This is a genomic window from Xanthobacter pollutisoli (assembly GCF_040044995.1).
Classification (GTDB): Bacteria; Pseudomonadota; Alphaproteobacteria; order Rhizobiales; family Xanthobacteraceae; genus Xanthobacter.
In genome coordinates this window covers 93,384-116,093 of the sequence record NZ_JBDZDP010000006.1, presented here as the reverse complement: position 1 = coordinate 116,093, position 22,710 = coordinate 93,384, and the positions used below count along the sequence as shown (strand labels likewise).

General features: G+C 69.9%; 19 protein-coding genes and 1 pseudogene. 12 read left to right on the top strand and 8 right to left on the bottom strand.

What is annotated here, in order from left to right; genetic code table 11:
• Nucleotides 1-100: 100 nt before the first annotated feature.
• Together ABLE93_RS14145 and ABLE93_RS14140 are read right to left on the bottom strand one after the other, a co-directional pair.
• Nucleotides 101-1,141: a sulfate ABC transporter substrate-binding protein gene (locus ABLE93_RS14145; protein WP_510183026.1), complete on the bottom strand. Its 1,041-nt coding sequence runs from the start codon at nt 1,139-1,141 to the stop codon at nt 101-103.
• 158 nt (nt 1,142-1,299) lie between these two features.
• A complete protein-coding gene (locus ABLE93_RS14140) occupies nt 1,300-2,286 on the bottom strand; it encodes an aldo/keto reductase (RefSeq protein ID WP_348840476.1) in 987 nt (328 codons plus the stop codon).
• Nucleotides 2,287-2,373: 87 nt separating this feature from the next.
• Here ABLE93_RS14140 and ABLE93_RS14135 point away from each other — a divergent pair, with 87 nt between their 5' ends.
• From ABLE93_RS14135 to ABLE93_RS14125, 3 genes are all read left to right on the top strand, one after another.
• A complete protein-coding gene (locus tag ABLE93_RS14135) occupies nt 2,374-3,030 on the top strand; it encodes a TetR/AcrR family transcriptional regulator (protein WP_348840475.1) in 657 nt (218 codons plus the stop codon).
• 139 nt (nt 3,031-3,169) lie between these two features.
• Nucleotides 3,170-4,795, top strand: a complete 1,626-nt coding sequence (locus ABLE93_RS14130; protein WP_348840474.1) for an acyl-CoA synthetase — start codon at nt 3,170-3,172, stop codon at nt 4,793-4,795.
• A 3-nt stretch (nt 4,796-4,798) separates the two neighbouring features.
• A complete protein-coding gene (locus tag ABLE93_RS14125) occupies nt 4,799-5,020 on the top strand; it encodes an alkylphosphonate utilization protein (RefSeq protein WP_348840473.1) in 222 nt (73 codons plus the stop codon).
• A gap of 27 nt (nt 5,021-5,047) precedes the next feature.
• Here ABLE93_RS14125 and ABLE93_RS26985 read toward each other — a convergent pair.
• A pseudogene (locus ABLE93_RS26985) lies at nt 5,048-5,847 on the bottom strand (GSU2403 family nucleotidyltransferase fold protein).
• A 69-nt stretch (nt 5,848-5,916) separates the two neighbouring features.
• On the opposite strand from ABLE93_RS26985, the gene ABLE93_RS14115 reads away from it, so the two are divergent.
• Together ABLE93_RS14115 and clcA are read left to right on the top strand one after the other, a co-directional pair.
• Nucleotides 5,917-7,662, top strand: a complete 1,746-nt coding sequence (locus ABLE93_RS14115; RefSeq protein WP_348840471.1) for an ABC transporter ATP-binding protein/permease — start codon at nt 5,917-5,919, stop codon at nt 7,660-7,662.
• A 159-nt stretch (nt 7,663-7,821) separates the two neighbouring features.
• Nucleotides 7,822-9,186 carry a H(+)/Cl(-) exchange transporter ClcA gene (gene clcA / locus ABLE93_RS14110; protein ID WP_348840470.1) on the top strand — a complete coding sequence of 455 codons (1,365 nt, stop codon included), beginning with the start codon at nt 7,822-7,824 and terminating at the stop codon, nt 9,184-9,186.
• Nucleotides 9,187-9,193: 7 nt separating this feature from the next.
• Here the strand turns inward: clcA and ABLE93_RS14105 are convergent, their stop codons facing one another.
• The 5 genes from ABLE93_RS14105 to ABLE93_RS14085 are packed head-to-tail and all read right to left on the bottom strand — an operon-like array spanning nt 9,194 to nt 14,869.
• A complete protein-coding gene (locus ABLE93_RS14105) occupies nt 9,194-9,760 on the bottom strand; it encodes an HPP family protein (RefSeq protein WP_348840469.1) in 567 nt (188 codons plus the stop codon).
• 3 nt (nt 9,761-9,763) lie between these two features.
• Nucleotides 9,764-11,536: a thiol reductant ABC exporter subunit CydC gene (gene cydC, locus ABLE93_RS14100; protein ID WP_348840468.1), complete on the bottom strand. Its 1,773-nt coding sequence runs from the start codon at nt 11,534-11,536 to the stop codon at nt 9,764-9,766.
• Nucleotides 11,533-13,365 carry a thiol reductant ABC exporter subunit CydD gene (gene cydD, locus ABLE93_RS14095; RefSeq protein WP_348840467.1) on the bottom strand — a complete coding sequence of 611 codons (1,833 nt, stop codon included), beginning with the start codon at nt 13,363-13,365 and terminating at the stop codon, nt 11,533-11,535. Before cydD ends, cydC begins: the two co-directional genes overlap by 4 nt.
• A gap of 57 nt (nt 13,366-13,422) precedes the next feature.
• Nucleotides 13,423-14,169, bottom strand: a complete 747-nt coding sequence (locus ABLE93_RS14090; protein WP_348840466.1) for a 4'-phosphopantetheinyl transferase family protein — start codon at nt 14,167-14,169, stop codon at nt 13,423-13,425.
• On the bottom strand, nt 14,162-14,869 hold the full coding sequence (locus tag ABLE93_RS14085; protein WP_348840465.1) for a thioesterase II family protein: 708 nt from the start codon (nt 14,867-14,869) through the stop codon (nt 14,162-14,164). The genes ABLE93_RS14090 and ABLE93_RS14085 overlap by 8 nt, the downstream gene beginning before the upstream one ends.
• 445 nt (nt 14,870-15,314) lie before the next feature.
• On the opposite strand from ABLE93_RS14085, the gene ABLE93_RS14080 reads away from it, so the two are divergent.
• The 7 genes from ABLE93_RS14080 (at nt 15,315) to ABLE93_RS14050 (ending at nt 22,701) form a co-directional block, all read left to right on the top strand.
• Complete coding sequence (locus tag ABLE93_RS14080) at nt 15,315-16,046, top strand: ABC transporter permease (protein WP_510183031.1); 732 nt, start codon at nt 15,315-15,317, stop codon at nt 16,044-16,046.
• A gap of 78 nt (nt 16,047-16,124) precedes the next feature.
• Nucleotides 16,125-17,126: an ABC transporter substrate-binding protein gene (locus tag ABLE93_RS14075; protein ID WP_510183025.1), complete on the top strand. Its 1,002-nt coding sequence runs from the start codon at nt 16,125-16,127 to the stop codon at nt 17,124-17,126.
• 42 nt (nt 17,127-17,168) lie between these two features.
• Nucleotides 17,169-17,993 (top strand): ABC transporter ATP-binding protein, encoded by an 825-nt coding sequence (locus ABLE93_RS14070; protein WP_348840463.1) that lies wholly within the window; start codon nt 17,169-17,171, stop codon nt 17,991-17,993.
• Nucleotides 17,994-17,997: 4 nt separating this feature from the next.
• Nucleotides 17,998-19,413 (top strand): enolase, encoded by a 1,416-nt coding sequence (locus ABLE93_RS14065; RefSeq protein ID WP_348840462.1) that lies wholly within the window; start codon nt 17,998-18,000, stop codon nt 19,411-19,413.
• Nucleotides 19,410-20,594 carry a Gfo/Idh/MocA family protein gene (locus ABLE93_RS14060; RefSeq protein WP_348840461.1) on the top strand — a complete coding sequence of 395 codons (1,185 nt, stop codon included), beginning with the start codon at nt 19,410-19,412 and terminating at the stop codon, nt 20,592-20,594. The genes ABLE93_RS14065 and ABLE93_RS14060 overlap by 4 nt, the downstream gene beginning before the upstream one ends.
• A gap of 7 nt (nt 20,595-20,601) precedes the next feature.
• Nucleotides 20,602-21,795, top strand: coding sequence for a dihydrodipicolinate synthase family protein (locus ABLE93_RS14055; protein WP_348840460.1), 1,194 nt, complete (start codon nt 20,602-20,604; stop codon nt 21,793-21,795).
• Nucleotides 21,796-21,837: 42 nt separating this feature from the next.
• Complete coding sequence (locus ABLE93_RS14050; protein ID WP_348840610.1) at nt 21,838-22,701, top strand: sugar phosphate isomerase/epimerase family protein; 864 nt, start codon at nt 21,838-21,840, stop codon at nt 22,699-22,701.
• The last annotated feature ends 9 nt before the right edge of the window (nt 22,702-22,710 follow it).

Sequence of the window (22,710 nt, the reverse complement as noted above, 5' to 3'; positions counted from 1 at the left end):
GGTCCGACAGGGCGGGAACGCGACACAGCACCGGCCGTGCCGCGATGCCCCCGAAAGGCGGAGGAGACGCCGCGGTCCCCCGGCCCTCGGCTTTTGGGTCCTACCGGGCGACGAACAGGGAATCGAGCTTGCCGCCGGAGGCGAAATGGGCGGCCTGGAGCTTTTCCCAGCCGCCGAACACGTCCTCCACCTTCACCAGGCGCACCGGCGGGAACTGGGCCTTGAACGCCTCAGCCACCTTCGGATCCACCACCCGATGGAAGGCTTTCGCCGCGACGGTCTGGCCGGCGGGGGAATACAAAAACTCCAGATAGGCGGTGGCGGAGGCGCGCGAGCCGCGCTTGTCCACCACCTTGTCCACCACGGCCACCGGGAATTCGGCGAGCAGGCTCATGGACGGGATGACGGTGGCGAGCTTGCGGTCGGGATATAGGCCCTCGATGGCGCGGGTCTCGGCCTCGAACGTCACCAGCACGTCGCCGGTCTCACGCTCCACGAAGGTGGTGGTGGCAGCGCGGCCGCCGGTGTCGAACACCGGCACGTTGGAGAGCAGCTTCTTCACGAAGGCGTCGGCCTTGGCCGCGTCACCCTTGTTCTGCTCCAGGGCGAAGGCATAGGCCGCAAGATAGGTGTAGCGCGCGTTGCCCGAGGTCTTCGGATTGGGGAAGATCACCTTCACGTCGTCGCGGACGAGGTCCGACCAATCCTTGATGTTCTTCGGATTTCCGGCGCGCACCAGGAAGGCCGGGAACGAATAATAAGGCGAGGCCGCATTGGGGAATTTGGACTGCCAGTCCTTGGCGACGAAACCGGCCTTGGCGAGGGTATCCACGTCGATCACCTGGTTGAAGGTGACCACGTCGGCTTCCAGCCCTTCGAGGATCGCCCGCGCCTGGCGCGAAGAGCCCGCATGGCTCTGGTTCACCGTCAGCGCCTGCCCGGTCTTCTCCTTCCAGAAGGGGATGAACTCGGCATTCACCGCGGTGAAAAGCTCGCGCGAAATGTCATAGGAGACGTTGAGCAGGGTGGACGGCCCCTGCTGCGCCAAGGCCGGGGCCGCGCCGAGCGCCCCCGCCATTCCCGCGACTGCCCCCGCGAGCGCGGTGCCAAGAACGACGCGGCGGCTGGGACGGGCGGACATGGCGGCTCTCCTTTTCACATTTCACATTCGGTGAAATGGTCATATCACATGATCCATACCTAGCATGTGAAATGCAGCCTGTGAACCACCCTTGGCCGCGCGGTGCCCCACAAGGAAGATCGGGCCGGGCATGGCTCCGCCCGGCCCGACCTCCGGCATTACAGGTTCACCATCGCCATGCCGGCCTCGGGATAGCGCGTTCCCGCCACCCCCTCGGGCGCGAACAGAGCGTCGAGAGCTGCAACCTCCTCCGCGCTCAGGCGGATGGCGGCGGCCGCCACGTTCTCCTGCAGATACTTGATCCGCTTCGTGCCGGGGATCGGGATGACGTTGTCCTGCTTGTTGAGGATCCAGGCCAAGGCGATCTGCGCGCTGGTTGCGCCCTTGGCGGCGGCGAAGTCCTTCAGCGCCTCCACCATGGTGAGGTTCTGCTTCACCGCCTCGCTGGTGAAGCGCGGGCTGGCGCGGCGGTAGTCGTCCGGAGCGAGGCTGTCCGGCGATGTCACGGCGCCGGTCAGGAAGGAGCGTCCAAGCGGGGAATAGGCGACGAAGGCGATGCCCAGCTCACGACAGGCGTCCAGCATCTCCTGCTCGGGCTCGCGGCTCCATAGCGAATATTCGATCTGCACGGCGCTGATGGGGTGGACGGCATGGGCGCGCCGCAGCGTTGCGACCGAGCATTCGGACAGGCCGAGGAAACGCACCTTGCCGGCGTCCACCAGTTCCCTCATGGCGCCGACCGTGTCCTCGATGGGAGTGTTCGGGTCCACGCGGTGCTGGTAATAGAGGTCGATGGTGTCGATGCCGAGCCGTTCAAGGCTCGCATCGCAGGCCGAGCGCACGTAGTCCGGCGTGCCCGACACGCCGAGGCGCTCGCCGTTGGGTCCGCGCACGTTGCCAAACTTGGTGGCGAGCACAACCTGATCGCGCCGCCCCTTCAGGAAGCGGGCGAGAAGGCGTTCGTTGGCGCCGGAACCGTACATGTCTGCGGTGTCGAAGAAATTTATCCCGAGATCGAGCGCCGCTGCTAGGGTTGCGAGCGATTGCTCGTCGTCGGTGGGGCCGTAGAATTCGGACATGCCCATGCAGCCGAGGCCGATGGCGGACACGGATAGGCCCGAGCGACCGAGGGAGCGGTGGTCCATGGGGGACCTCATGATGAGAGGATGGCAGGCCGGGGAGGTTTCCGCTGGCCATAGAAGTAAACTACACCGTATAGTTTACATATGTCAATGACCCCGCCTGCGAAACCGCACGCTGCCCGCCCGCCCGATCCCGGCGGGCCTGCCGCCGCCGCGCCCCGCCGCGGCCGGCGCGACACGGCGGAGCGCATCCGTTCCGCCGCGCGCAAGCTGTTTCTGGAAAAGGGCTATGGCGCCACCTCCATGGATGCGGTGGCGGCGGCGGCGCCGGTGTCCAAGCGGACGCTCTACCAGCACTTTCCCGGCAAGGCCGAGCTGTTCGGCGCGGTGATCGACGAGGCGTGGTCGCATTTCACCCGGGCTCCGCTCCTCTCCAGCGAGGCGCCGGGAGATCCCCGAGCGGTCCTCCACTCTTATGTCCAGCGCCTGACGGACCATTGGGACCGTCCCGACGTCATCCCGCTCCTGCGGCTCGTCATCGCCGAGGCACCGCGCTTCCCCGAGATGTCGCAGGCCTATTTTGCCGCCGGCAAGGAACCGGCGGTGATGGGCCTCGCCGCCTATTTCGCCACGCTCGCCGCCGACGGGCGGATTGATGGCGCGCGCGACCCCCAGCTGGCTGCCGCGCAGTTCCTCGGCGCCATCAAGGAGCCCCTGTTCTGGCCCCGCGTCCTCGGCGTGCCGGTCGCGTTCGATGCCGAGGACGCCGTGGCGCGCGCCATCGACGCCGTGCTCCGGCGACGCTGAGCACGGCCGACGTCTTGTCTGCCGGCTGAGACTATCGTCGCGGCATCCTGCGATTGCGCCGGCGCTGCGGCCTCGGCTACGTTCCCCGCCCAATTCGACCGGGAATCCCGGCGGCAGCACTCATGGCAGGGGGGACCTGATGGCCGGCATCTACGATCTTCATCTCGAACGCACTCCGGCGAACTTCCAGCCGCTCACCCCCCTCGGCTTCCTGGAGCGCGCGGCCAGCGTCTTCCCGGACCGCACCGCCATCCTCCACGGCCGCCTTACGCGCACCTACCGCGACTTTTACGGCCGCAGCCGCCGCCTCGCCTCGGCGCTGGAGAAGCTGGGCGTCGGCGTCGGCGATACCGTGGCGGTGATGCTTCCCAACGTGCCGGCCATGCTTGAGGCGCACTACGGCGTGCCCATGGTGGGTGCGGTGCTCAACTCGCTGAACACCCGGCTCGACGCGGCCATCCTCGCCTTCACCCTCGATCACGGCGAGGCGAAGGTGCTCATCACCGACCGCGAATTCTCCCCGGTGATGAAGGCGGCCCTCGCCATGGCCACCCGCAAGCCCATCGTCATCGATTATGACGACCCGGAATTCACCGGCGCCGGCGAGCGCATCGGCTCCATGGAGTACGAGGATTTCCTCGCCACCGGCGATGCGGACTTCGCCTGGAAGCCGCCGGCGGATGAATGGGACGCCATCGCCCTCAACTACACGTCCGGAACCACGGGTGACCCCAAGGGCGTGGTCTATCACCACCGCGGCGCCCATTTGCTGGCGGTGGGCAATGTGGTGACGTGCAGCCTGGGCAAGCACCCGGTCTATCTGTGGACGCTGCCCATGTTCCACTGCAACGGCTGGTGCTTCCCCTGGTCGGTCACTTTGGTGGCGGGCACCCATGTGTGCCTGCGGCAGGTGAGGGCAAAGCCCATCTTCGATGCCATCGCCGACCATGGGGTCACCCACATGTGCGGCGCCCCCATCGTCATGTCGACCCTGCTCAACGCGCCGGAGCACGACAAGCGACCGCTGCCGCGGCAGGTGGAGTTCATCACCGCCGCCGCCCCGCCGCCCGAGGCGGTTCTCGCCGCCATGCAGGATGCCGGCTTCAACGTGGTCCACGTCTACGGCCTCACCGAGGTCTACGGCCCCGCCGTGGTCAATGACTGGCACAGCGAGTGGGACGCCCTCGACGCCACCGAGCGCGCCATCCGCAAGTCCCGCCAGGGGGTGCGCTACAGCGCCCTCGAGGCGCTCGACGTGATGGACCCCGAGACCATGGTCCCGGTCCCGTCCGACGGCGAGACGCTGGGCGAGGTGATGTTCCGCGGCAACGTCGTGATGAAGGGCTATCTCAAGAACCCGAGCGCCACCGACAAGGCTTTCGCCGGCGGCTGGTTCCACTCCGGCGACCTCGGGGTGAAGCATCCCGACGGATACATCCAGCTGAAGGACCGCTCCAAGGACATCATCATCTCCGGCGGCGAGAACATCTCCTCCATCGAGGTGGAGGATGCACTCTACAAGCATCCCGCCATCGCCGCCGCGGCGGTGGTGGCGAAGCCCGACGACAAATGGGGCGAGACGCCGGTTGCCTTCGTTGAGCTGCGTGACGGCATGAGTGCCACGGCCGAGGACATCATCGCCCATTGCCGCACCCATCTCGCCGCCTATAAATGCCCACGCTACGTGGTGTTCGACGAGATTCCCAAGACCTCCACCGGGAAGATCCAGAAGTTCCGCCTGCGCGAGATGGCGAAGGGAGTGTGATGCGTGTCCGATCTTGAAGTCCGCGACGCCAACGGCGCACCCCTGAAGGACGGTGACAACGTGACCCTCATCAAGGACCTGAAGGTCAAGGGCACCTCCGTCACCTTGAAGCGCGGCACGCTGGTGAAGGGCATCCGCCTCACCGGCGACCCGGAGGAGATCGACTGCAAGGTCGAGAAGGTGAAGGGGCTCGTGCTGCGCACCGAGTTCGTGAAGAAGGCCTGAGGTCGAACCGGTCGCGCACCGACTCCCTCAGGCGCAGAGGTCGTCCAGTGTCAGGCGAAGCTCCTTGAGGGAGCGCTCGATGGGGCGCTTCCAGCCGGCGATCCCCTGCGCGCAGGCATCCTCGCAAGCGTCGGACAGGGCGAACGGATCCGCTGCCTTGAGGGCCTGGATCAGGGCGCCGGCCTGCACCAGATCCTTGGCGCGTTTGGCCGTATCGCCTCCCAGTTTCTGGGCGATGACCAGCTTGCGGGCGCGGCGATGAGCCACGGGAGGTGTTGAAGAGGCGCCGCCCCGGCCGCGAGCGCAGGCAGCGGCATGGGATTGGGATCGGCGCGTCGGTACTGGGGCGTGAGAAGGTCCACCACGAAACCCGCTGCCGAGCGGAAATGGGAGGGCGGCGCAGCCCGATCGAGGCCGGGCAAGGGTCGGAAGCTGGGATCGGCCCGCTTCAGAATGGTTTCCATCGTCTCGCCCGCATCGGCAGCGCTGATGGCGAGGCTGGCGGTAGCAGGATCGGCACCCTGCCTCATCATGGCAGAGGCGGGCAGCGCGTGGCCCACCGGTGCGGAATAGCATTGATAAGCGGCCGTCCCCACCACCACGGCCTGGCGCAGCAATCCTGCCTCTTCGAGCGCGTCGAGCCCCTGCGACAGGGCTCTCGTCGGGGACGGAATGCCGGAGCGCCGCAAGGTGGAGACGAGACTTGAGCGGACCTTCGCCGCCTTATTCTCCTCCTCGATCAGGCGGATGCTCTCCCTCGTCCCCGCCCGTTGCTCTCTCTCCCCGCCCCTCGTCCCTGCCCCACCGACACCTTTCCAATCCTTCATCCTGCGGCCATGGTTCCGCCATGCGCGAAGCGCCAAAGCTGCGCGGCCCAGTTTGCGGAGAAGTGCCCCGTGCGCGCCCTGATGACCCTCGTCGGCGACATAAGCCGCCTCGCCATGCCCTATTTCCGCAGCGAGGAGCGGTGGAGCGCCATCGGCCTCCTCGCCGCCGTCATCGCGCTGGAGCTCGCCTGGGTCGGCGCCTCCGTGCTGCTCAACGAATGGAACGTCGCCTTCTACAACGCCATCCAGGACAAGGACTTCGACGCCTTCAAGACGCAGCTCCTGGTGTTCTGCGGCCTCGCCGCCGTGGCCATCGCGGTGGCGGTGTACCAGATCTACCTCAAGCAATGGCTGGAGGTGCGCTGGCGGCGCTGGCTGACCCGGCGCTATCTCGACGCCTGGCTGGAAGACAATGTCCACTACCGCCTGCGCCTCTCGGGCGATGCGGCGGACAATCCGGACCAGCGCATTTCCGAGGACGTGCAGCTGTTCATCAACCGTACCATCTCGGTGGGCGTCGGGTTGCTCGGCACCATCGTCTCGCTGGTGTCGTTCAGCGTGATCCTGTGGATGCTGTCGGGCCCCATGTCCTTTGAGCTGTTCGGCCACGAGGTGAACGTGCCGGGCTATCTGTTCTGGGCGGCGCTCATCTACGCCGCGGCCGGCACCCTCATCGCCCACGTCATCGGCCGCCCGCTCATCCGGCTCAATTTCGAGCAGCAGCGCTATGAGGCAGATTTCCGCGTCGATCTCGTCCGCGTCCGCGAAAATGGCGAGCAGATCGCGCTGCTGGAGGGGGCGGGCGCGGAAGGCCGCAAGCTGGAAGGCCGGTTCGCCGCCATCTTCGGCAATTTCGTCCAGCAGATGAAGGCGCAGAAGCGACTCACCTGGTTTACCGCCGGCTACAATCAGATCTCCACCATCTTCCCCTACGTGGTGGTCTCCCCCGCCTATTTCGGCGGGCAGATCCAGCTCGGGCAGCTGATGCAGACGGCGAGCGCCTTCTCCTCGGTCCAGGGCGCCTTCTCCTTCTTCATCACCAGCTATGTGACCCTCGCCGAATGGACCTCGGTGGTGCAGCGCCTCACCGGTTTCGAGGCCTCCATCGCCGCCGCCCGTGCTTCCCGGCCGGCGATGGGCGCGGATGGGCCGCTGCCGGACGGAAAGGCCCTGTTCCTCCAGGCGCTCGACATCCGCCTGCCGGGTGGCGCACCGCTGCTGGCCACCGACGAGCTGCACATCGAGCACGGCGAATGCGTGCTCATCACCGGCCCGTCCGGGGCGGGCAAGACCACCCTGCTGCGCGCCATCGCCGGCATCTGGCCCTATGCCACCGGACGGGTGGACCGGCGCGACGAGCACCGCCTCATGGTGCTGCCGCAGAAGCCTTACGTCCCGGTGGGGCGGCTCGATGTCGCCCTCGCCTATCCAAGGCCGGTGGACGAGGTCTCGCGGGAGGCCCTTGCCGACGCCCTCGCGGCGGTGGGCCTCGGCGAGCTGGCCGGCCGCCTCGGCGAGGAAGCGCCCTGGCCGCACGAGCTTTCCCTCGGCGAGCAGCAGCGCATCTCCATCGCCCGGGCCCTGCTGGAGCAGCCGGAAGTGCTGCTGCTGGACGAGGCCACTTCCGCGCTCGACGAAGCGGGCGAGGCCATGCTCTACCGTCTGCTGCGCGAACGCCTGAAGGACACCACCTTCATCTCCATAGGCCACCGCGCCACGCTGGTGGATCTGCACGACCGGGTGCTGCACCTCCATGGCGAGGAGGCCCCGCGCACGCTGGGCCCGGCACAGCCGCCGACGCTGCGGGCGGTCTGACCCGCTCCATGTGACGCGCGGGGGGAAAAGGGACGTCGGGAAGCAAGGCACAACGCTCGGCTTCTTGCGCCGGGCGCGTGGCCTCAGCTAAGTCTGCTGCACGGCGCCAAGCTGCCGCGACAGGCTGCTTCTGCCTCCAGTTCCGCCCCGAGGTCCCGCGTGACATCCGCCGAGCCCGCCCAGAAGCCCCGCGACGTCGTCTATTACGCCCTCGCCGCGGTGGTTGGCTTCCTCGGCGGCGGCGTGGGCGCCGGCTTTCATTGGGCGACATCCAAGGCCGGCGAATGGCCGCTGCTGCTGCGCGACCATTTCCAGGGACCCGCCCTCTATGCGGCGCTTTCGGCGGGGGCGGCGGTGATGGTGGCGCTCGCGGTCTTCCTGGTCCGCCGTTTCGCCCCGGAGGCGGCGGGCTCCGGCGTGCAGGAGATCGAAGGCGCGCTGGAAGGCCTCAGGGAGGTGCGCTGGAAGCGGGTGCTGCCGGTGAAGTTCGCCGGCGGCGTGCTGGCCCTCGGCTCCGGGCTGGTGGCAGGCAGGGAAGGCCCGACCATCCACATGGGCGCCTCCATCGCCAAGGCCATATCGGAGGCCACTCACCTCGACCTGCGCGACAGCCGCGGCCTGCTCGCCGCCGGCGCGGCGGCCGGCCTCGCCGCTGCCTTCAACGCGCCGCTGGCCGCCATCCTCTTCGTCATCGAGGAGACCCGGCGCCAGTTCCCCTACGGCCTGCGCACCTACAGCGCGGTCATCATCTGCTCGGTGGCGAGCGCCATCGTCGCCGAGGCCATCGGCGGCACCGGGCCCGACATGCAGATGACGGTGGCCGCCGTGCCCCTCTGGCTGCTGCCGGCCTTCATCCTCCTCGGGGCGGTCCTGGGCATCGTGGGCATCGCCTTCAACGCCGCCTTGGTGGCGTCCCTCGATGCCGCGCGCGGCCTCGCCGTGCGGGTCTCGCCCTATCTGCTGCCGGTGCTGGTGGGCGCGGCCGTGGGGCCGCTGCTGGTGCTGCGGCCGGAAGCGACCTTCGGCGGGGAATTGCTGGCGGTGTCGCTGCCGGGCATGGGGCTCTCCGCCCTTACTCTCGCCGGCATCGTGGCCATCCGCTTCGTCATGACCATGGCAAGCTATTCCACCGGCATTCCCGGCGGCATCTTCGCCCCCATCCTCGCTCTCGCCACCGCCGTGGGCGTGCTGGTGGCGACGCTGCTGGGCGCACTCGTCCCGCTGCCGGAGGGGGCGGTGGCCGCATTCGGCGTAGCGGCCATGGGCGGGCTGTTCTCGGCCACGGTGCGGGCGCCCCTGGTGGGCATGGTCCTGGTGGCGGAACTGACCGGCGCCTACGACATCCTGGTGCCGGTAATCCTCACCTGCGTCACCGCCAATCTCGTGGCCGAGGCCCTCGGCGGCAAGCCGATCTACGAGGTGCTGCTCGACCGCACCTTGCGCCTCGCCGGCACGCCGCGACCGCCGGAGCCGGCGGAGGACGCCATCGGCGGCTGGGACGAGCGCGAACGGCGACCGAGCTGAGCGCGGCTCACCACCATCGCACGGGCCATTTGCGCCCGCCGAACATGTTGTGCCAGCCGAAGGCGTAGACCAGCAGCATCAGCGCGCCCGACAACACCGGCACCATGAGGAAGCCGGCCGTCATCCCCTCGATCACCACGATGATGGGATTGATCGCCGCCGGTGGATGCAGGGTGCGGGTCGCCCGCATGGCCACCACGGCGAGCCCCACGGCGGCGGCCGCCGCCGGTTCGGAGCGGCCGAACAGGGCCAGCATGGCGAAGCCGACCAGGGTGGAGATCACATGCCCGCCCACCAGCGCCCGCGGCTGCGCCGCCTCGGCATCGGGCATGCTCAGCACCAATACGATGGAGGTGGCGAAGGGGATCAGCGCCAGCGGTGTCTCGCCGAGATGGGCGGCGATCTCCATGGCTCCCACTGCCAGCGAGGCGCCGAGCCCCTGCCAGGCCCACAGAGCGACGCTCCGCCATGCTGGCCGGCGCCAGCGCGGGGGGGCGGAAATCTGGGGCGTGCCAGCGACAGCTGCGGGAGGAGCTGCGGCAGCCGGCGGCTGGGGTGGCGCGGAACTGGTCATGCCTCATGATGCATCATCCGCCCGCAGCGCCGCAATCTTCGGCAGCATCACTGACGCAGATCCGCGGTCGGCGATCCGCCCCTCGTTCATGAGCACGATCTCGTCCATCAGATCGAGCCCCGAAGCCCGGTGGGTGATGAGCAGGACGGCCCTGTCCCGCGCCTCGTCCAGCACGGCGGCGATGACGGCGCGGGCGGTCTGCGTGTCGAGGCCCTCCAGCGGCTCGTCCAAGATCAAGAGGGGTGCATCCTTCAGCAGGGTGCGGGCGAGATTGAGCCGCCGCGCCTGCCCGCCCGAGAGGCTCGCGCCGTGGGCGCCGACGAAGGTGGCAAACCCGTCCGGCTCGGCGTCGATCACATCGAGTATGCCCGCGGTGGCGCAGGCCGCAGCGCGGCGGGCAGGCGGCGCCTGGGGGTCGGCGAGGGCAAGGTTCTCCGCCACGGTCGCAGCGAAGACGTGGTCGTGTTGCTGCAGCACCGCGAGGCGCCGGCGCAGGGCATCGGCATCGAGCAGCGCCACGTCGCGGCCAGCGAAGGTGATGCGGCCCGCATCGGCCGCGCGGAAGCGCAGGGCGAGGGCGACGAGGCTCGATTTGCCGGACCCGCTCGGCCCCACCACCGCCACCCGCCGCCCCGGCACGAGATCAAGGTCGATGCCGGCGAGCGCAGGACGCGTGGCGCCGGGATAGGTGAGACAGACATTGCGGAACGCCAGCGTCCCCTGAGCCGGCACGTCCGCGGCGCCGGCCTCCGCCACGGGCGGGGCGCGATCGGCCAAGGCGAACAGGCGGCGGGCGCTGGCGAGCGTCGCCGGCAGCGCCTGGACGGCGGCAGGCAGGGGGGCGAGGGCATCGAACAGGGCGAGCGCCATCAGCGCCAGCATCACGAGGTCCGGCCCGGCGAGGGCGCCACCCAGCGCCACCGGCGCGCCCGCGAGGAGCACGCCGAGCAAGGCCGCCTGCCCGGCAAATCCCACCCCGGCCGTGCCGGCGGCGGCGACGCCGGCGAGGTGGCGCGCATCGGCGAGCAGCGCGTCACCCGCTGCCTCTACGCGGCGCCTGTGACGACCGTCGCCGTCATAGACGAGAAGCTCGGCCTGGCCCTCCAGATGGTCCACCAGCGCCGCCTCGAACGCGCCGGTGTCGCGGGCAACCCGCGCCGAGGCGGCCGCCCCCAGCCGATGGACGGCAAGGGGGATCAGTCCGCCCGCCAAGAGCGCGAGCACCGCCAGCACCAGCGCCGCGGCGCCGGACCACAAAGCGGCGAAGGCCACCGCCACCAGCACCACCACGACGGCCGTCAGCGCCGGCGAGAGGATGCGCAGGAAGGCGAATTCCATGCGGTCGATGTCGCCGGCGAGGCGCGCGAGCAGGTCGCCGGAGCGCTCACCCTCCAGCACCGCCGGAGCCAGCGGCACGAGGCGGCGGAAAAACCAGGGCCGAAGGTCGGCAACGAAGCGCAGCGTCGCATCGTGGCCCAGCAGGCGCTCGGCGTAGCGCGCGACGGTGCGCAGCAGGGCAAAGGCCCGGATCGCAGCGGATGCGGTGAAGGGGTTCATGGCCGCACCGGCGACGCCGGCCAGCGCCATGGCACTGATGAACCAGCCGGAGGCCGCCATCAGCCCCACATGGGCAAGGCTCGCCGCCGCCGAGAGCAGCACCGCCAGCGCCATCCACCCGGCCTGCCGGCGCATGGCGGCGAGCAGCCGGAAAAACACCGCCCACGCCCCGGGGGTAGACGCCGCCGAGGCGGGTGCCCCGCTGCCCTCCCGCCTCATGGCGCCACCTCCCGGCCGGCACCCGCCGCAACGAGGCGGGCATAGAGACCGCCCTGCGCCATGAGGTCCGCGTGGCGGCCACGCTCCACCACCCGCCCCGCGTCCAGCACCACGATGAGGTCCGCCGTCTCGGCCTGCGACAGGCGATGCACGGCGAACAGCGCCGTACGCCCCGCCACCAGGCGCGCGAGGGCGGCCTCGACCTCGCCCGACAGCGCGGCATCGAGATGCGCGGTCGGCTCGTCGAGGGCGACGAAGGGCGCATCGCGATAGAAGGCACGGGCGAGGGCGAGGCGGTGGGCCTCGCCGCCGGAGAGGCCGGCGCCCCCCTCCCCCACCGACGCAGCGAGGCCTTGCGGACGGCCCGCGACCACCCCGGAAAGCCCCGCGGCCTCCACGGCGGCGGCGAGCCGGCCGGGCGCGGGCGCGTCCTCTCCCGGGGCGATGTTGTCGGCGAGGGTTCCTGCGAACAGGCGCGGGCGCTGGGCGGCATAGGCCACATGAGAGCGCCAGCCGGCCATGTCGAGATCGCCGAGGGGCACCCCGTTCACCAGCACCCGGCCGGTCGTGGGCCGCGCGAAGCCAAGCGCCAGATGAAGCAACGAGGACTTGCCGGCCCCCGACGGCCCCACCAGCGCCACCCGCGCGCCCGCCGGCACCGTCAGCGACACGCCGTCGAGCGCCCGCCGGCCGTCGGCGAAGGCGAGGCCGACCTCCTCAAAGCGGATTTCGATGCGGCCGGGATCGCGGAGCGCCAGGGTCCCGCCCGGCTCGGCGGGTGACGGCGTATCGGCCAGCGCCACGAGACGCTCGGCGGCGCCCATCGCCTCCATGCGGGCATGGTAGGCCGTGCCCATGGCGCGCAGCGGCGCGAAGAATTCCGGCGCCAGCAAGAGGACGAACAGGCCGATGAAGAAGTCCATGCCGCCCCACAGCAGGCGGAAGCCGATGAAGATGGCGGCCATGGCGATGGCGACGGTGGCGAAGAATTCCAGCACCAGCGAGGACAGGAAGGCGATGCGCAGCACCGCCATGGTGTCGCGCCGATAGGCCTGCGCCGCCTCCGCCACCTGCCCGGCCATGCGTCCCGCCGCGTTGAATGCCTTGAGCGTCGCGAGCCCCTGCACCGCGTCCAGCAGGTGGCCGGACAGGCGCGCGAGCGTGCGCCACTGCTTCTGGTTCTGCGCTTCCGCCCCCTTGCCGATGAGGATCATGAAGCCGGGAATGATCGGCGCGGTGACGAGGAGGATGAGGCCGGAAACCCAGTCGAGCGGGACCACCACAGCGAGGATGGCGAGCGGCAGCAGGACCGCCATCACCGAGGCGGGGAGATAGCGCGCGTAATAGGGCTCCACCGCCCGCACGCCGGACGAAACGGCGGCCACCGTCTCCCCCGTGCGCAGGCCGGACAAGCCTATGGGGCCGAGGCGGGCCACGTGGGCGAGGAGCTCGGCGCGCAGCCCCCGCATCACAATGGCGGCGGCGGCGAAGCCGGAACGCTCGGCCGCGAAGGCGCACAGGGCCCGAGCGAGGATGACGGCCAGAAACAGCGCGATCTCGCCTTCGGCACCTGCGCCGCGACCGCCGGAGATCAGCGGCGCCTGATCGATCAGAACGTGATGGATGAGGGATGCCGCAAGGCCCGCCTGGGCGATGGTGAGGAGGCCGGCGGCAAAGGCGAAGCCATAGGCGCTGGCGAGATCGCGTCGCGCCGGCGCCTTGCGGTCCGCCAGGAAGCGCGACAGGCGCGCGCGGTCGCTGCTGGCCTCGCTTGCGATGCTCCTGATCTCCCGCTCATGGCTGCCGCAGCCCGCCCTTCCCGATAGCACGGGATCGCCGCCGCCCCCAACGAGGCCAGCCGCCGCGCGACAGGACCGCGCGGGCCCTCAGCGGTTCAGTTCGTCCCATCCGGTGGCGGTGGCGAGGAAGATGCGGGGCGCGGGCCCGTCCACGGCGAAGGCATAGGCTGCGTCCGGCAGCGTGCCGGCGCCGGTGAGGAAGCTCTGCCCGTGGCGCGTCACCACCCCGCCGGCGGCGGGAAGGCGCACGCGACAGGGATCGGCCGACAGGCCCTCGCCGGTGGCCTTCAGCAACGCTTCCTTGCCGCACCATTGGGCGAGGGCGGCAGCGGGCCGTTGCTCGGTGGGAAGGCGCGACCAGAGGTCGATATCCTCGGGATGCATGAATTCGCCGGCGAGGCGGGTCCACAGGTCGAGGTCCCGCGCGCGCTCCACGTCCACGCCGATGATGCCCCCGTCGTTGCGCTCCGCCGTCGCCGGGGTGGCGCGGGCCAGACCCACCGCGACCCAGCCGGAGGCGTGGGCGACATTGAGGTCGTGACCGCACCCGGCGGGCAGGAAAGGCCGGCCGCTCGTGGCGCGGAACAGCGCCACGCCGGCGGGATCGCAGGCGAGGGCGATGCCCGCGAGCCGGCGTGCCAGGCGCCAGGCGGCGCGCCGGTCGGCCCGGTCATCGGCCTTCACCAGACGGGTGATGCGCGCTTCGTCGTCCTGCGGCAAATCGAAAGCGAACGTGTCGTGGCCGGCAAGGTTTGCCACGCGGCCGATGGCCACGAGGCTCGCACCGGGGGCGAGCCGCGCCGCCTCCAGCGGGCCGGCGACCACCTCACACACCCGCGCGGGCCGCACGCCACGCCGGAAGCTGGCGCTTGAGCAGGGCGAGGAGGCGCGCTTCCTCCTCCCGCACGAAGAAATGGCCGCCCGGCCAGATCTCGACCGCGAGCGGGCCGCCGACGAGCTCGCGCCACGCGTGGAGGCTCGGCTCCGGCGTCGCCAGATCGTCGGCCCCGCCGAGAATGACTGCGGGGCAGTCCAGCTTCGGGCCGGGCGCGAAGGCGTAGGTATCCACCATGCGGAAGTCGGCCTTCAGCGCCGGCAGCATGACGGCGAGAAGATCGGGTTGGGCGAGCACGGCATCGGACGTGCCGCCGATGCGGCGCAGCTCGGCGATCAGCTGGGCGTCGCTCATCTGGTGGCGGTCGAGGCTGGGGAACGGCAGATGCGGCGCCGCGCGGCCGGACAGGACGAGGCCGGCGACGGTGACGCCGTGCCGGGCCAGGGCCCGCGCCGTCTCGAAGGCGAGCAGTGCGCCCATGGAATGGCCGTACAGCACCAGCGGCACCGAGCGCTCGGCGAGCGGGGCGGCAAGGTCCTCGGCGAGGGCGACGATGCCGGCCGGGAAAGGCGCGCTCTGGCGCGTGCCGCGGCCGGGCAATTCCGGGCTGTCCACGCTGGCGACGCCGGCGAGGGCGGCCTTCCACGGGCGATAGATGGCGGCGGAGCCGCCGGCGTGGGGCAGGCAGACGAGGCGCATGGGTCAGCCTCCGCACCGCGTGGCACGGTCGGCGGGCGCCTTCCTGTGCACAAAGTCCCCCGCGCGCCCAAGGCGGGCGCTGACGGATTCCGGCGGGCTGTGGTCACGATTGCTGCGGCGCATCATTCAAGCCTCCCATGGGAGATAAGCGGTAAAGGCGCGTCCGCTCAAGCCGCTTGCCGCATCGCGGGACGAAATTGCGCGCCGCGGGGCGCACCAGCTCTACCGCAGTGCCTCCCCTTCGCCGCGTCGGGCGCGGGAGATGGCGCTTGACAAGCCGCGGAGGCGATCATGTAATTCACCGGTTAGTTACTAACGGAGCCGCAGAGCTCCGGCGCATCGAGACAGGGACAGGGAGGAGACCGCCATGGCGTCGCCGCGCCACCGCAACCGTGTGCTCGCCGTTCTGGACCAGCCGTGGGCAAAGCCCGTCGGCCTGCTCCTCATGCTGGTGGTCCTGTGGGACCTTGCGGTCCGCATCTTCAACATCCCGCCCTATCTGATCCCCACCCCCGGCGACGTCATCCTCGCCTTCCGCAACGAAGGCGGCATGCTGCTCCAGGAGGCGGTGCCGACCACCATCGCCACCCTCGCGGGCTTTGCCCTCTCCGCCATCATCGGCATCCCGCTCGCCATGCTGATCGCCGGCTCGCGCACGGTGGAGGCCTATCTCTATCCCCTGCTGGTGTTCTCCCAGTCGATCCCCAAGGTCGCCATCGCACCCCTGTTCGTGGTGTGGTTCGGCTTCGGCATGATCCCCAAGGTGATCTCCGCCTTCCTGCTGGGCGTGTTCCCGGTGGTGGTGGCGGGCGTGCAGGGCTTCAAGTCGGTGGAGGGCGACATGCGCGACCTCGCCCGCTCCATGAAGGCCTCGCGCCTCCAGACCTTCGCCATGGTGAGCCTGCCCCACGCCATGCCGGCCATCTTCGCCGGCCTCAAGGTGTCGGTGACGCTCGCGGTGGTGGGCGCTGTGGTGGGCGAGTTCGTCGGCGCCAATTCCGGCCTGGGCTTCGTGCTCCAGCGCTCCATCGGCAATTTCGAGCTGCCCACCATGTTCGCGGCGCTGATCCTGCTGGCGCTCATCGGCGTCGTGCTGTTCTGGATCATCGACCTCGTGGAGCGCCTGATGGTGCCGTGGCACGCCAGCCAGCGCCAGGACATGTTCGTCACCGCGTGAGCGTCGCGTTTCTCCGTTGTTTCGCCCCGAAAACAGGCTCGTGACCCGCCATCCAAGGCCGGCACAGGAGGAAGCCCCATGAAGATGATCCGCCGTCTCGGCGTCGCGCTGGCCGCGACCCTCGCCGTCTCGACCGCCGTCCCGGCTGCGGCCGCCGACAAGGTAACTCTGCTGCTCAACTGGTACGTCTATGGCGAGCACGCGCCCTTCTTCTACGGCAAGGCCAAGGGCCTGTATGCCGCCGAGGGCATCGACCTCGAGATCCAGGAAGGCCGCGGCTCGGCGGTCACCATCCAGGCGGTGGCGGCCGGCACCGCCCAGTTCGGCTATGCCGACGTGCCCACCATGATCCGCGCCGCCGCCAAGGGCGCCCCGGTGGTGGCCGTGGGCGTCGCGCTGCAGAAGAGCCCCATGTCGGTGATGGGCTTCGCCGACAAGAACATCCGCAAGCCGGAAGACATCAAGGGCAAGATCGTCGCCACCACGCCGGGCGATTCCATGTCGCAGATCTGGCCGCTCTTCCTGAAGCAGACCGGCCTCAAGGCGTCCGACTTCCAGGTGGTCTCCGGCGACGGTCAGACCAAGCTCAACGCCGTCATCAACGGCCGCGCCGACCTGCTGCTGGGCTACGCTATGGACCAGAGCATGAAGATCAAGGACGCCACCGGCAAGGACGTCTACCCGATCATGTTCGCGGACTACGGGATCAACATGGTGTCCTCGGGCATCATCACCTCCAAGGATCTCATCAAGTCCAACCCGGACCTCGTGCGCCGCTTCATGTCCGCCACCACCAAGGCGTTCATCGGCGCCGAGAAGGACCCCAACGCCGCGGTGGACGCGCTGCTGGTGGACCTGCCAAAGGCCGGCAAGAAGGAGACGCTGCTGGAAGGCTTCGCCCTGACCACGCCGCTCTACCGCACCGAGGAGACCAAAGGCCGCCCGCCGTTCCAGGTCACCGACGCCAACATGACCTCCACCGTCGACCTGCTGGTGGAGTACGGCGGCCTCGAAGCGGCGGCCAAGGCCGACACCAAGACCTACTACACCCGCGATTTCCTGCCCGCCGCAAGCAACTGAGCCGCGGCGCCGATCGACCGACGGGCTGAAAGGGAGAGCCTCATGGCCGTGTCCAACACATTGCGGGTGGTCGCGCGCGACGAGGGGACGGCGGTGCGCCGCCGCCTCATCGAGATCCGCGGCCTGACCAAGACCTACCGCACCCGTGACGGCGAGGTGCCTTCTCTCAGGCCCATCGATCTCGACATCCAGGAAGGCGAGTTCATCTCCGTGGTAGGGCCGTCGGGCTGCGGCAAGTCCACTTTGCTCAAGCTGGTGGCCGGCCTCATCCCGGCGACCAGCGGGGCCATCACCATCGACGGCAAGACCGTGACCGAGCCGCCGGACGACGTGGGCATCGTGTTCCAGAGCCCGGTGCTGCTCGCCTGGCGCACCGTGCTGCGCAACGTGATGATGCCGGTGGAGGTGCGCCGCCTCGACCGCGCGACGCATCTGGAGCGCGCCCGCCAGCTCCTCGCCACGGCCGGCCTCTCCGGCTTCGAGAACAAGTATCCCTGGCAGCTCTCCGGCGGCATGCAGCAGCGCGCCGCCATCTGCCGGGCGCTCGTCCATGACCCCAAGATCGTGCTCATGGACGAGCCGTTCGGCGCCCTCGACGCCATGACGCGCGAGAAGATGAACCTGGAGCTCCAGCGCATCCATTTCGAGACGCGCAAGACCATCCTGCTCATCACCCATTCCATCCCCGAGGCCATCTTCCTCGCCGACCGGGTGGTGGTCATGACCGACCGGCCGGGCTCCATCGCCGCCATCTACGACGTGCCGCTGCCCCGGCCGCGCGCGCTGGAGATGATGGGCAGCGCCGCCTTTTCCGAGCTGGCCCAGACCATCCGCGGCCATTTCTACGCCCGCGGGCATCTGGACTGAGGCGATGAGCGCACCGCGCCTCCATATCCACAGTGTGGAGCTGGGCGAGCGGATGATGCCGTTCGCGCACGCGTTCCGGTTCGGCCCCTCGGTGGTGGAGGCGGCGCCCCAGGCCTTCGTGCGGGTCGAGGCGGAGGTGGAGGGCTTCGGACGGGCCACCGGCCTTGCGGCCGAGATGATGATGCCGAAATGGTTCGACAAGAACCCGGCCAAGAGCCCCGCCGACACGGTGGACGATCTGCGCCGCGGCCTCATCCAGGCCGCCCGCGTCTATGCCAATGCCGGGTCCGGCACGGCCTTCGGATTGTCGGCTGCGGCGCGCGCGCCGCAATCCATGTGGGCGCAGCGCGACGGCGTGCCGGCGCTGGCCGCCAATTTCGGACCCGCTCTCCTCGACAAGGCGGTGCTGGACGCGCTGCTGCAGGCGATGAAGCTGCCCCTGGCGGAGGGGCTGAAGCACAATGCCATGGGCCTCGACGGTCGGCTGACGCCCGATCTCTCCGCCCGCCAGATCGACGGCTTCCTGCGCGGGCTCACCCCTGCCCCTGCGGTCGCCCTGCGCCACACCGTGGGACTGCTCGATGCGCTGGACGGGCCGCACGGCCTCGCCACCGAAATCGCGGCCGCGCGCCTCGCCTTTTTCAAGATCAAGATCGGCGGCGACCTTGCCGCCGACGTGGCGCGGCTGGAGGCCATCGCCGCCATCCTTGCTGAGGCGGCCCCCGGCTATGCCGCGACCCTCGACGCCAACGAGCAGTACGACCCCGACCGGCTGGCGGAGCTCGTGCAGGCCCTCGCCCGACCGCGGCTCAGGGCGTTCCGCGACCGCCTCCTCTATGTGGAGCAGCCGTTCGACCGGCGCGAGACCTTCGCTGCCCCCTTGCCCTCCGCGCTGGACGGGCTCGCGGTCATCATCGACGAGGCGGACGACGCTCTCGACAGCTTCCCCCGGGCGGCGGCGCTTGGCTATCGCGGCGTCTCGTCGAAGTCGTGCAAGGGCCTCTACAAGTCCATCCTCAACGCAGCGCGGGTGAGCGCCTGGAATGCCGGCGGCACGCGCGGGCCGTTCCTGATTTCGGCCGAGGACCTGACCTGCCAGGCGGGCCTCGGCATCGAGCAGGACACGGCCCTCGTCGCCGCTTTGGGCCTCACCCACGGCGAGCGCAACGGCCACCATTACGTGGACGGCTTCGGCCCGGCACCGGACGCGGAGTCGCGCGCTTTTCTCGCTGCCTGCCCCGAGCTTTACGCCGAGCGCGACGGCCGCATCGGCCTTGACGTGTCGCGGGGACTGATCCCCACCGCCGGACTTCTTCGCGCCCCCGGCTTCGCCCGGCGGGCGGAACCGGAATGGGCGAGCCTCTCGCCCATTCCCCTCACCCCCATCACCGACCAGCGTTTACAGGAGATCTCCGCATGAGCCAGCGGCGCCTCGGCCTCATCATGAACGGCATCACGGGACGGATGGGGCTCAACCAGCATCTCATCCGCTCGGTGGTGGCCATCCGCGCCCAGGGCGGCGTTCAGCTCTCCGACGGCTCGCGCGTGCAGCTCGATCCCATCCTCGTCGGCCGCAATGCCGAGAAGGTGGAGGGGCTGGCGAAGGAATTCGGCATCGCGCGCTGGACCACCGACCTCGACGCGGCGCTCGCCAACCCGGACGACCAGATCTTCTTCGACGCCGCCACCACCCAGGCCCGGCCGGTGCTGCTGGAGCGTGCCATCCGCGCCGGCAAGCACGTCTATTGCGAGAAGCCCATCGCCACCAACCTGCCGGAGGCCATCCGCATCTGCCGCCTCGCCGAGGAGAAGGGCGTGAAGAATGGCGTGGTCCAGGACAAGCTGTTCCTGCCCGGCCTGCAGAAGCTGAAGCTGCTGCGCGATTCCGGCTTCTTCGGCCGCATGCTCTCGGTGCGCGGCGAGTTCGGCTACTGGGTGTTCGAGGGCGACTGGGGCCAGCCGGCCCAGCGCCCCTCCTGGAACTACCGGTCCGAGGACGGCGGCGGCATGATCCTCGACATGGTCTGCCACTGGCGCTACGTGCTCGACAACGTCTTCGGCCCTGTGAAATCGGTGTCCTGCATCGGCGCCACCCACATACCCGAGCGGGTGGATGAGGCCGGCAAGGCCTACACCGCGACGGCGGATGACGCCGCCTACGCCACCTTCGAGCTCGAGGACGGCGTCATCGCCCACATCAACATGTCCTGGTGCACCCGCGTCTATCGCGACGACCTCGTGACCTTCCAGGTGGACGGAACGCTGGGCTCGGCCATCGCGGGTCTGTCGGACTGCATGTTCCAGTCCCGCGTCGGCACCCCGCGCCCGGTGTGGAACCCGGACCAGAAGCGCGAGGCGGATTTCTACGCCGACTGGCAGAAGGTGCCCGACACCGTCCCCTACGACAACGGCTTCAAGGCCCAGTGGGAGATGTTCATCCGCCACATCGCCGAGGACGCGCCCTATCGCTTCACCCTGCGCGAGGGCGCCAAGGGGGTGCAGCTGGTGGAATGCGCGCTGGAAAGCTGGAAGGAGCGTCGCTGGATTGACGTGCCGACGCTGGAGGCCTCCGAGAAGGCCGTGCTCCAGGCGGCCGAGTGAGGCGGCGATGAACGAGATCGCCCGCGCCACCGCCCTCTCCCTGCGCCTGCCGGTGGCCGGCGGCGCCCTGGAGACCTTCCGCCTCTCGGCGCCGCGGGACTTTCCCGCCCGCGCCGCCGGGCCCATGAACCGCATCGCCTTCTCCGCCGCCCATGTGGTGGCCGACCCGCTGAAGGAGTGCGACCCCTGGCTCGACGCCGCCATCGACTGGGACAGCACCATCGCCTACCGCGCCCGCCTGTGGGACCTCGGCCTCGGCGTGGCGGAGGCCATGGACACCGCCCAGCGCGGCATGGGCCTCTACTGGCCGACCTCGCTGGAACTGATCCGGCGCTCGGTCGCGGCCGCCAAGGCGCACGGTCCGGAAGCCCTCGTCTTCTCCGGCGCCGGCACCGACCACCTCGCCCCGCAGGACGCACGCTCCGTCGACGACGTGATCCGCGCCTATGAGGAGCAGGTGGAGGCGGTGGAGGCCGTGGGCGGCCGCATCATCCTCATGGCATCCCGCGCCCTCGCCCGCGTGGCGCGCTCGCCCGCGGACTACGAGAAGGTCTATGGCCGCATCCTCTCCCAGGTGAAGGCGCCGGTCATCATCCACTGGCTCGGTGACATGTTCGATCCGGCGCTGGCGGGCTATTGGGGGACCAGCGACCTCGACGCCGCCATGGACACCGCGGTCGCCATCATCAACGCCAACGCCCGCGGCGTGGACGGGGTGAAGATCTCCCTCCTCGACAAGGACAAGGAGATCGCCATGCGCCGCCGGCTGGACCCGGCCGTGCGCATGTATACCGGCGACGACTTCAACTATGCGGAGCTGATCGCCGGCGACGCGATGGGCCATTCCCACGCTTTGCTCGGCATCTTCGACGCCATCGCCCCGGCCGCCTCCGCCGCGCTGACCGCGCTGGCGGCGGGCGATGCCGCGCGCTTCCACGACATCCTGGGGCCCACCGTGCCCCTGTCGCGGCACATCTTCCGGGCGCCGACGCGCTTCTACAAGACCGGCGTGGTCTTCATGGCCTATCTCAACGGCCACCAGGACCATTTCACCATGGTGGGCGGGCAGGAGAGCACGCGCTCGACCCTGCACCTCGCCGAGCTGTTCCGCCTCGCCGACGCCGCCGGCCTCCTCGCCGATCCGGACCTCGCGGCGAAGCGCATGAAGGCCGTGCTCGCCGTGCGCGGCGTGGACGCCTGAGCCATGGGCGACCGCATCCCGCCCGCCGCCCTTGCCCCGGCGCTGCGCGACCTCTCGGCCGACCACCGGCTGCTGTCCCTGAACACAGCCACGGTGCGCAAGCAGGGCGATCTCGCCGCCATCATCGAGGCCTGCGCCCGCGCCGGCATCCCCGCCATCTCCCCCTGGCGGGACCAGGTGGCCGCCATCGGCCTCGACGAAGCCGTGAAGCGGGTGAAGGACACCGGCCTCAGGCTCTCAGGCTATTGCCGCGGTGGCATGTTCCCGGCCGATCCGGCCCGCCTTTCCGAGGTGATGGACGACAACCGCCGCGCCGTGGACGAGGCGGCCGCCCTGGATGCGCCCTGCCTGGTGCTGGTGGTGGGCGGCCTGCCGCATTTCTCGCGGCCGGGCTCGGCGCCGTCCAGGGACATCGGCGCGGCCCGCGCCATGGTGGAGGACGGCATCGCCGCCCTCATGGAGCACGCCCGCGCCGCCGGCATGCCCCTCGCCATCGAGCCCCTGCACCCCATGTATGCCGCCGAGCGGGCCTGCGTGAATACCCTTCGCCAGTCCCTCGACATCTGCGACCGGGTGGATCCAACGCGCACCGGCATGCTGGGTGTCGCCGTCGACGTCTATCATGTGTGGTGGGACCCGGAGCTCGCCGCCCAGATCGCCCGCGCGGGACGCGACCGGCTCCTCGCCTTCCACGTCTGCGACTGGCTCACCCCCACCAAGGACATGCTGAACGACCGTGGCATGATGGGCGACGGCGTCATCGACCTGAAGGCCATCCGCGCCATGGTGGAGGCCCAGGGCTTCGCCGGCTTCTGCGAGGTGGAGATCTTCTCGGACCATTGGTGGTCGAAGCCCATCGACGAGGTCCTCGCCACCTGTATCACCCGTCACCGCTCCGTCGTATAAGCGCGGGAG

Coding starts and splice junctions, on each gene's coding strand:
- ABLE93_RS14085 (WP_348840465.1), bottom strand. CDS start 14,869: ATGCGCCTCGTCTGCCTGCCCCACGCCGGCGGCTCCGCCGCCATCTAT.
- ABLE93_RS14145 (WP_510183026.1), bottom strand. CDS start 1,141: ATGTCCGCCCGTCCCAGCCGCCGCGTCGTTCTTGGCACCGCGCTCGCG.
- ABLE93_RS14070 (WP_348840463.1), top strand. CDS start 17,169: ATGGCCGTGTCCAACACATTGCGGGTGGTCGCGCGCGACGAGGGGACG.
- ABLE93_RS14080 (WP_510183031.1), top strand. CDS start 15,315: ATGCTGGTGGTCCTGTGGGACCTTGCGGTCCGCATCTTCAACATCCCG.
- ABLE93_RS14060 (WP_348840461.1), top strand. CDS start 19,410: ATGAGCCAGCGGCGCCTCGGCCTCATCATGAACGGCATCACGGGACGG.
- ABLE93_RS14065 (WP_348840462.1), top strand. CDS start 17,998: ATGAGCGCACCGCGCCTCCATATCCACAGTGTGGAGCTGGGCGAGCGG.
- ABLE93_RS14135 (WP_348840475.1), top strand. CDS start 2,374: ATGACCCCGCCTGCGAAACCGCACGCTGCCCGCCCGCCCGATCCCGGC.
- ABLE93_RS14075 (WP_510183025.1), top strand. CDS start 16,125: ATGAAGATGATCCGCCGTCTCGGCGTCGCGCTGGCCGCGACCCTCGCC.
- ABLE93_RS14105 (WP_348840469.1), bottom strand. CDS start 9,760: ATGACCAGTTCCGCGCCACCCCAGCCGCCGGCTGCCGCAGCTCCTCCC.
- cydC (WP_348840468.1), bottom strand. CDS start 11,536: ATGAGGCGGGAGGGCAGCGGGGCACCCGCCTCGGCGGCGTCTACCCCC.
- ABLE93_RS14055 (WP_348840460.1), top strand. CDS start 20,602: ATGAACGAGATCGCCCGCGCCACCGCCCTCTCCCTGCGCCTGCCGGTG.
- ABLE93_RS14130 (WP_348840474.1), top strand. CDS start 3,170: ATGGCCGGCATCTACGATCTTCATCTCGAACGCACTCCGGCGAACTTC.
- ABLE93_RS14140 (WP_348840476.1), bottom strand. CDS start 2,286: ATGGACCACCGCTCCCTCGGTCGCTCGGGCCTATCCGTGTCCGCCATC.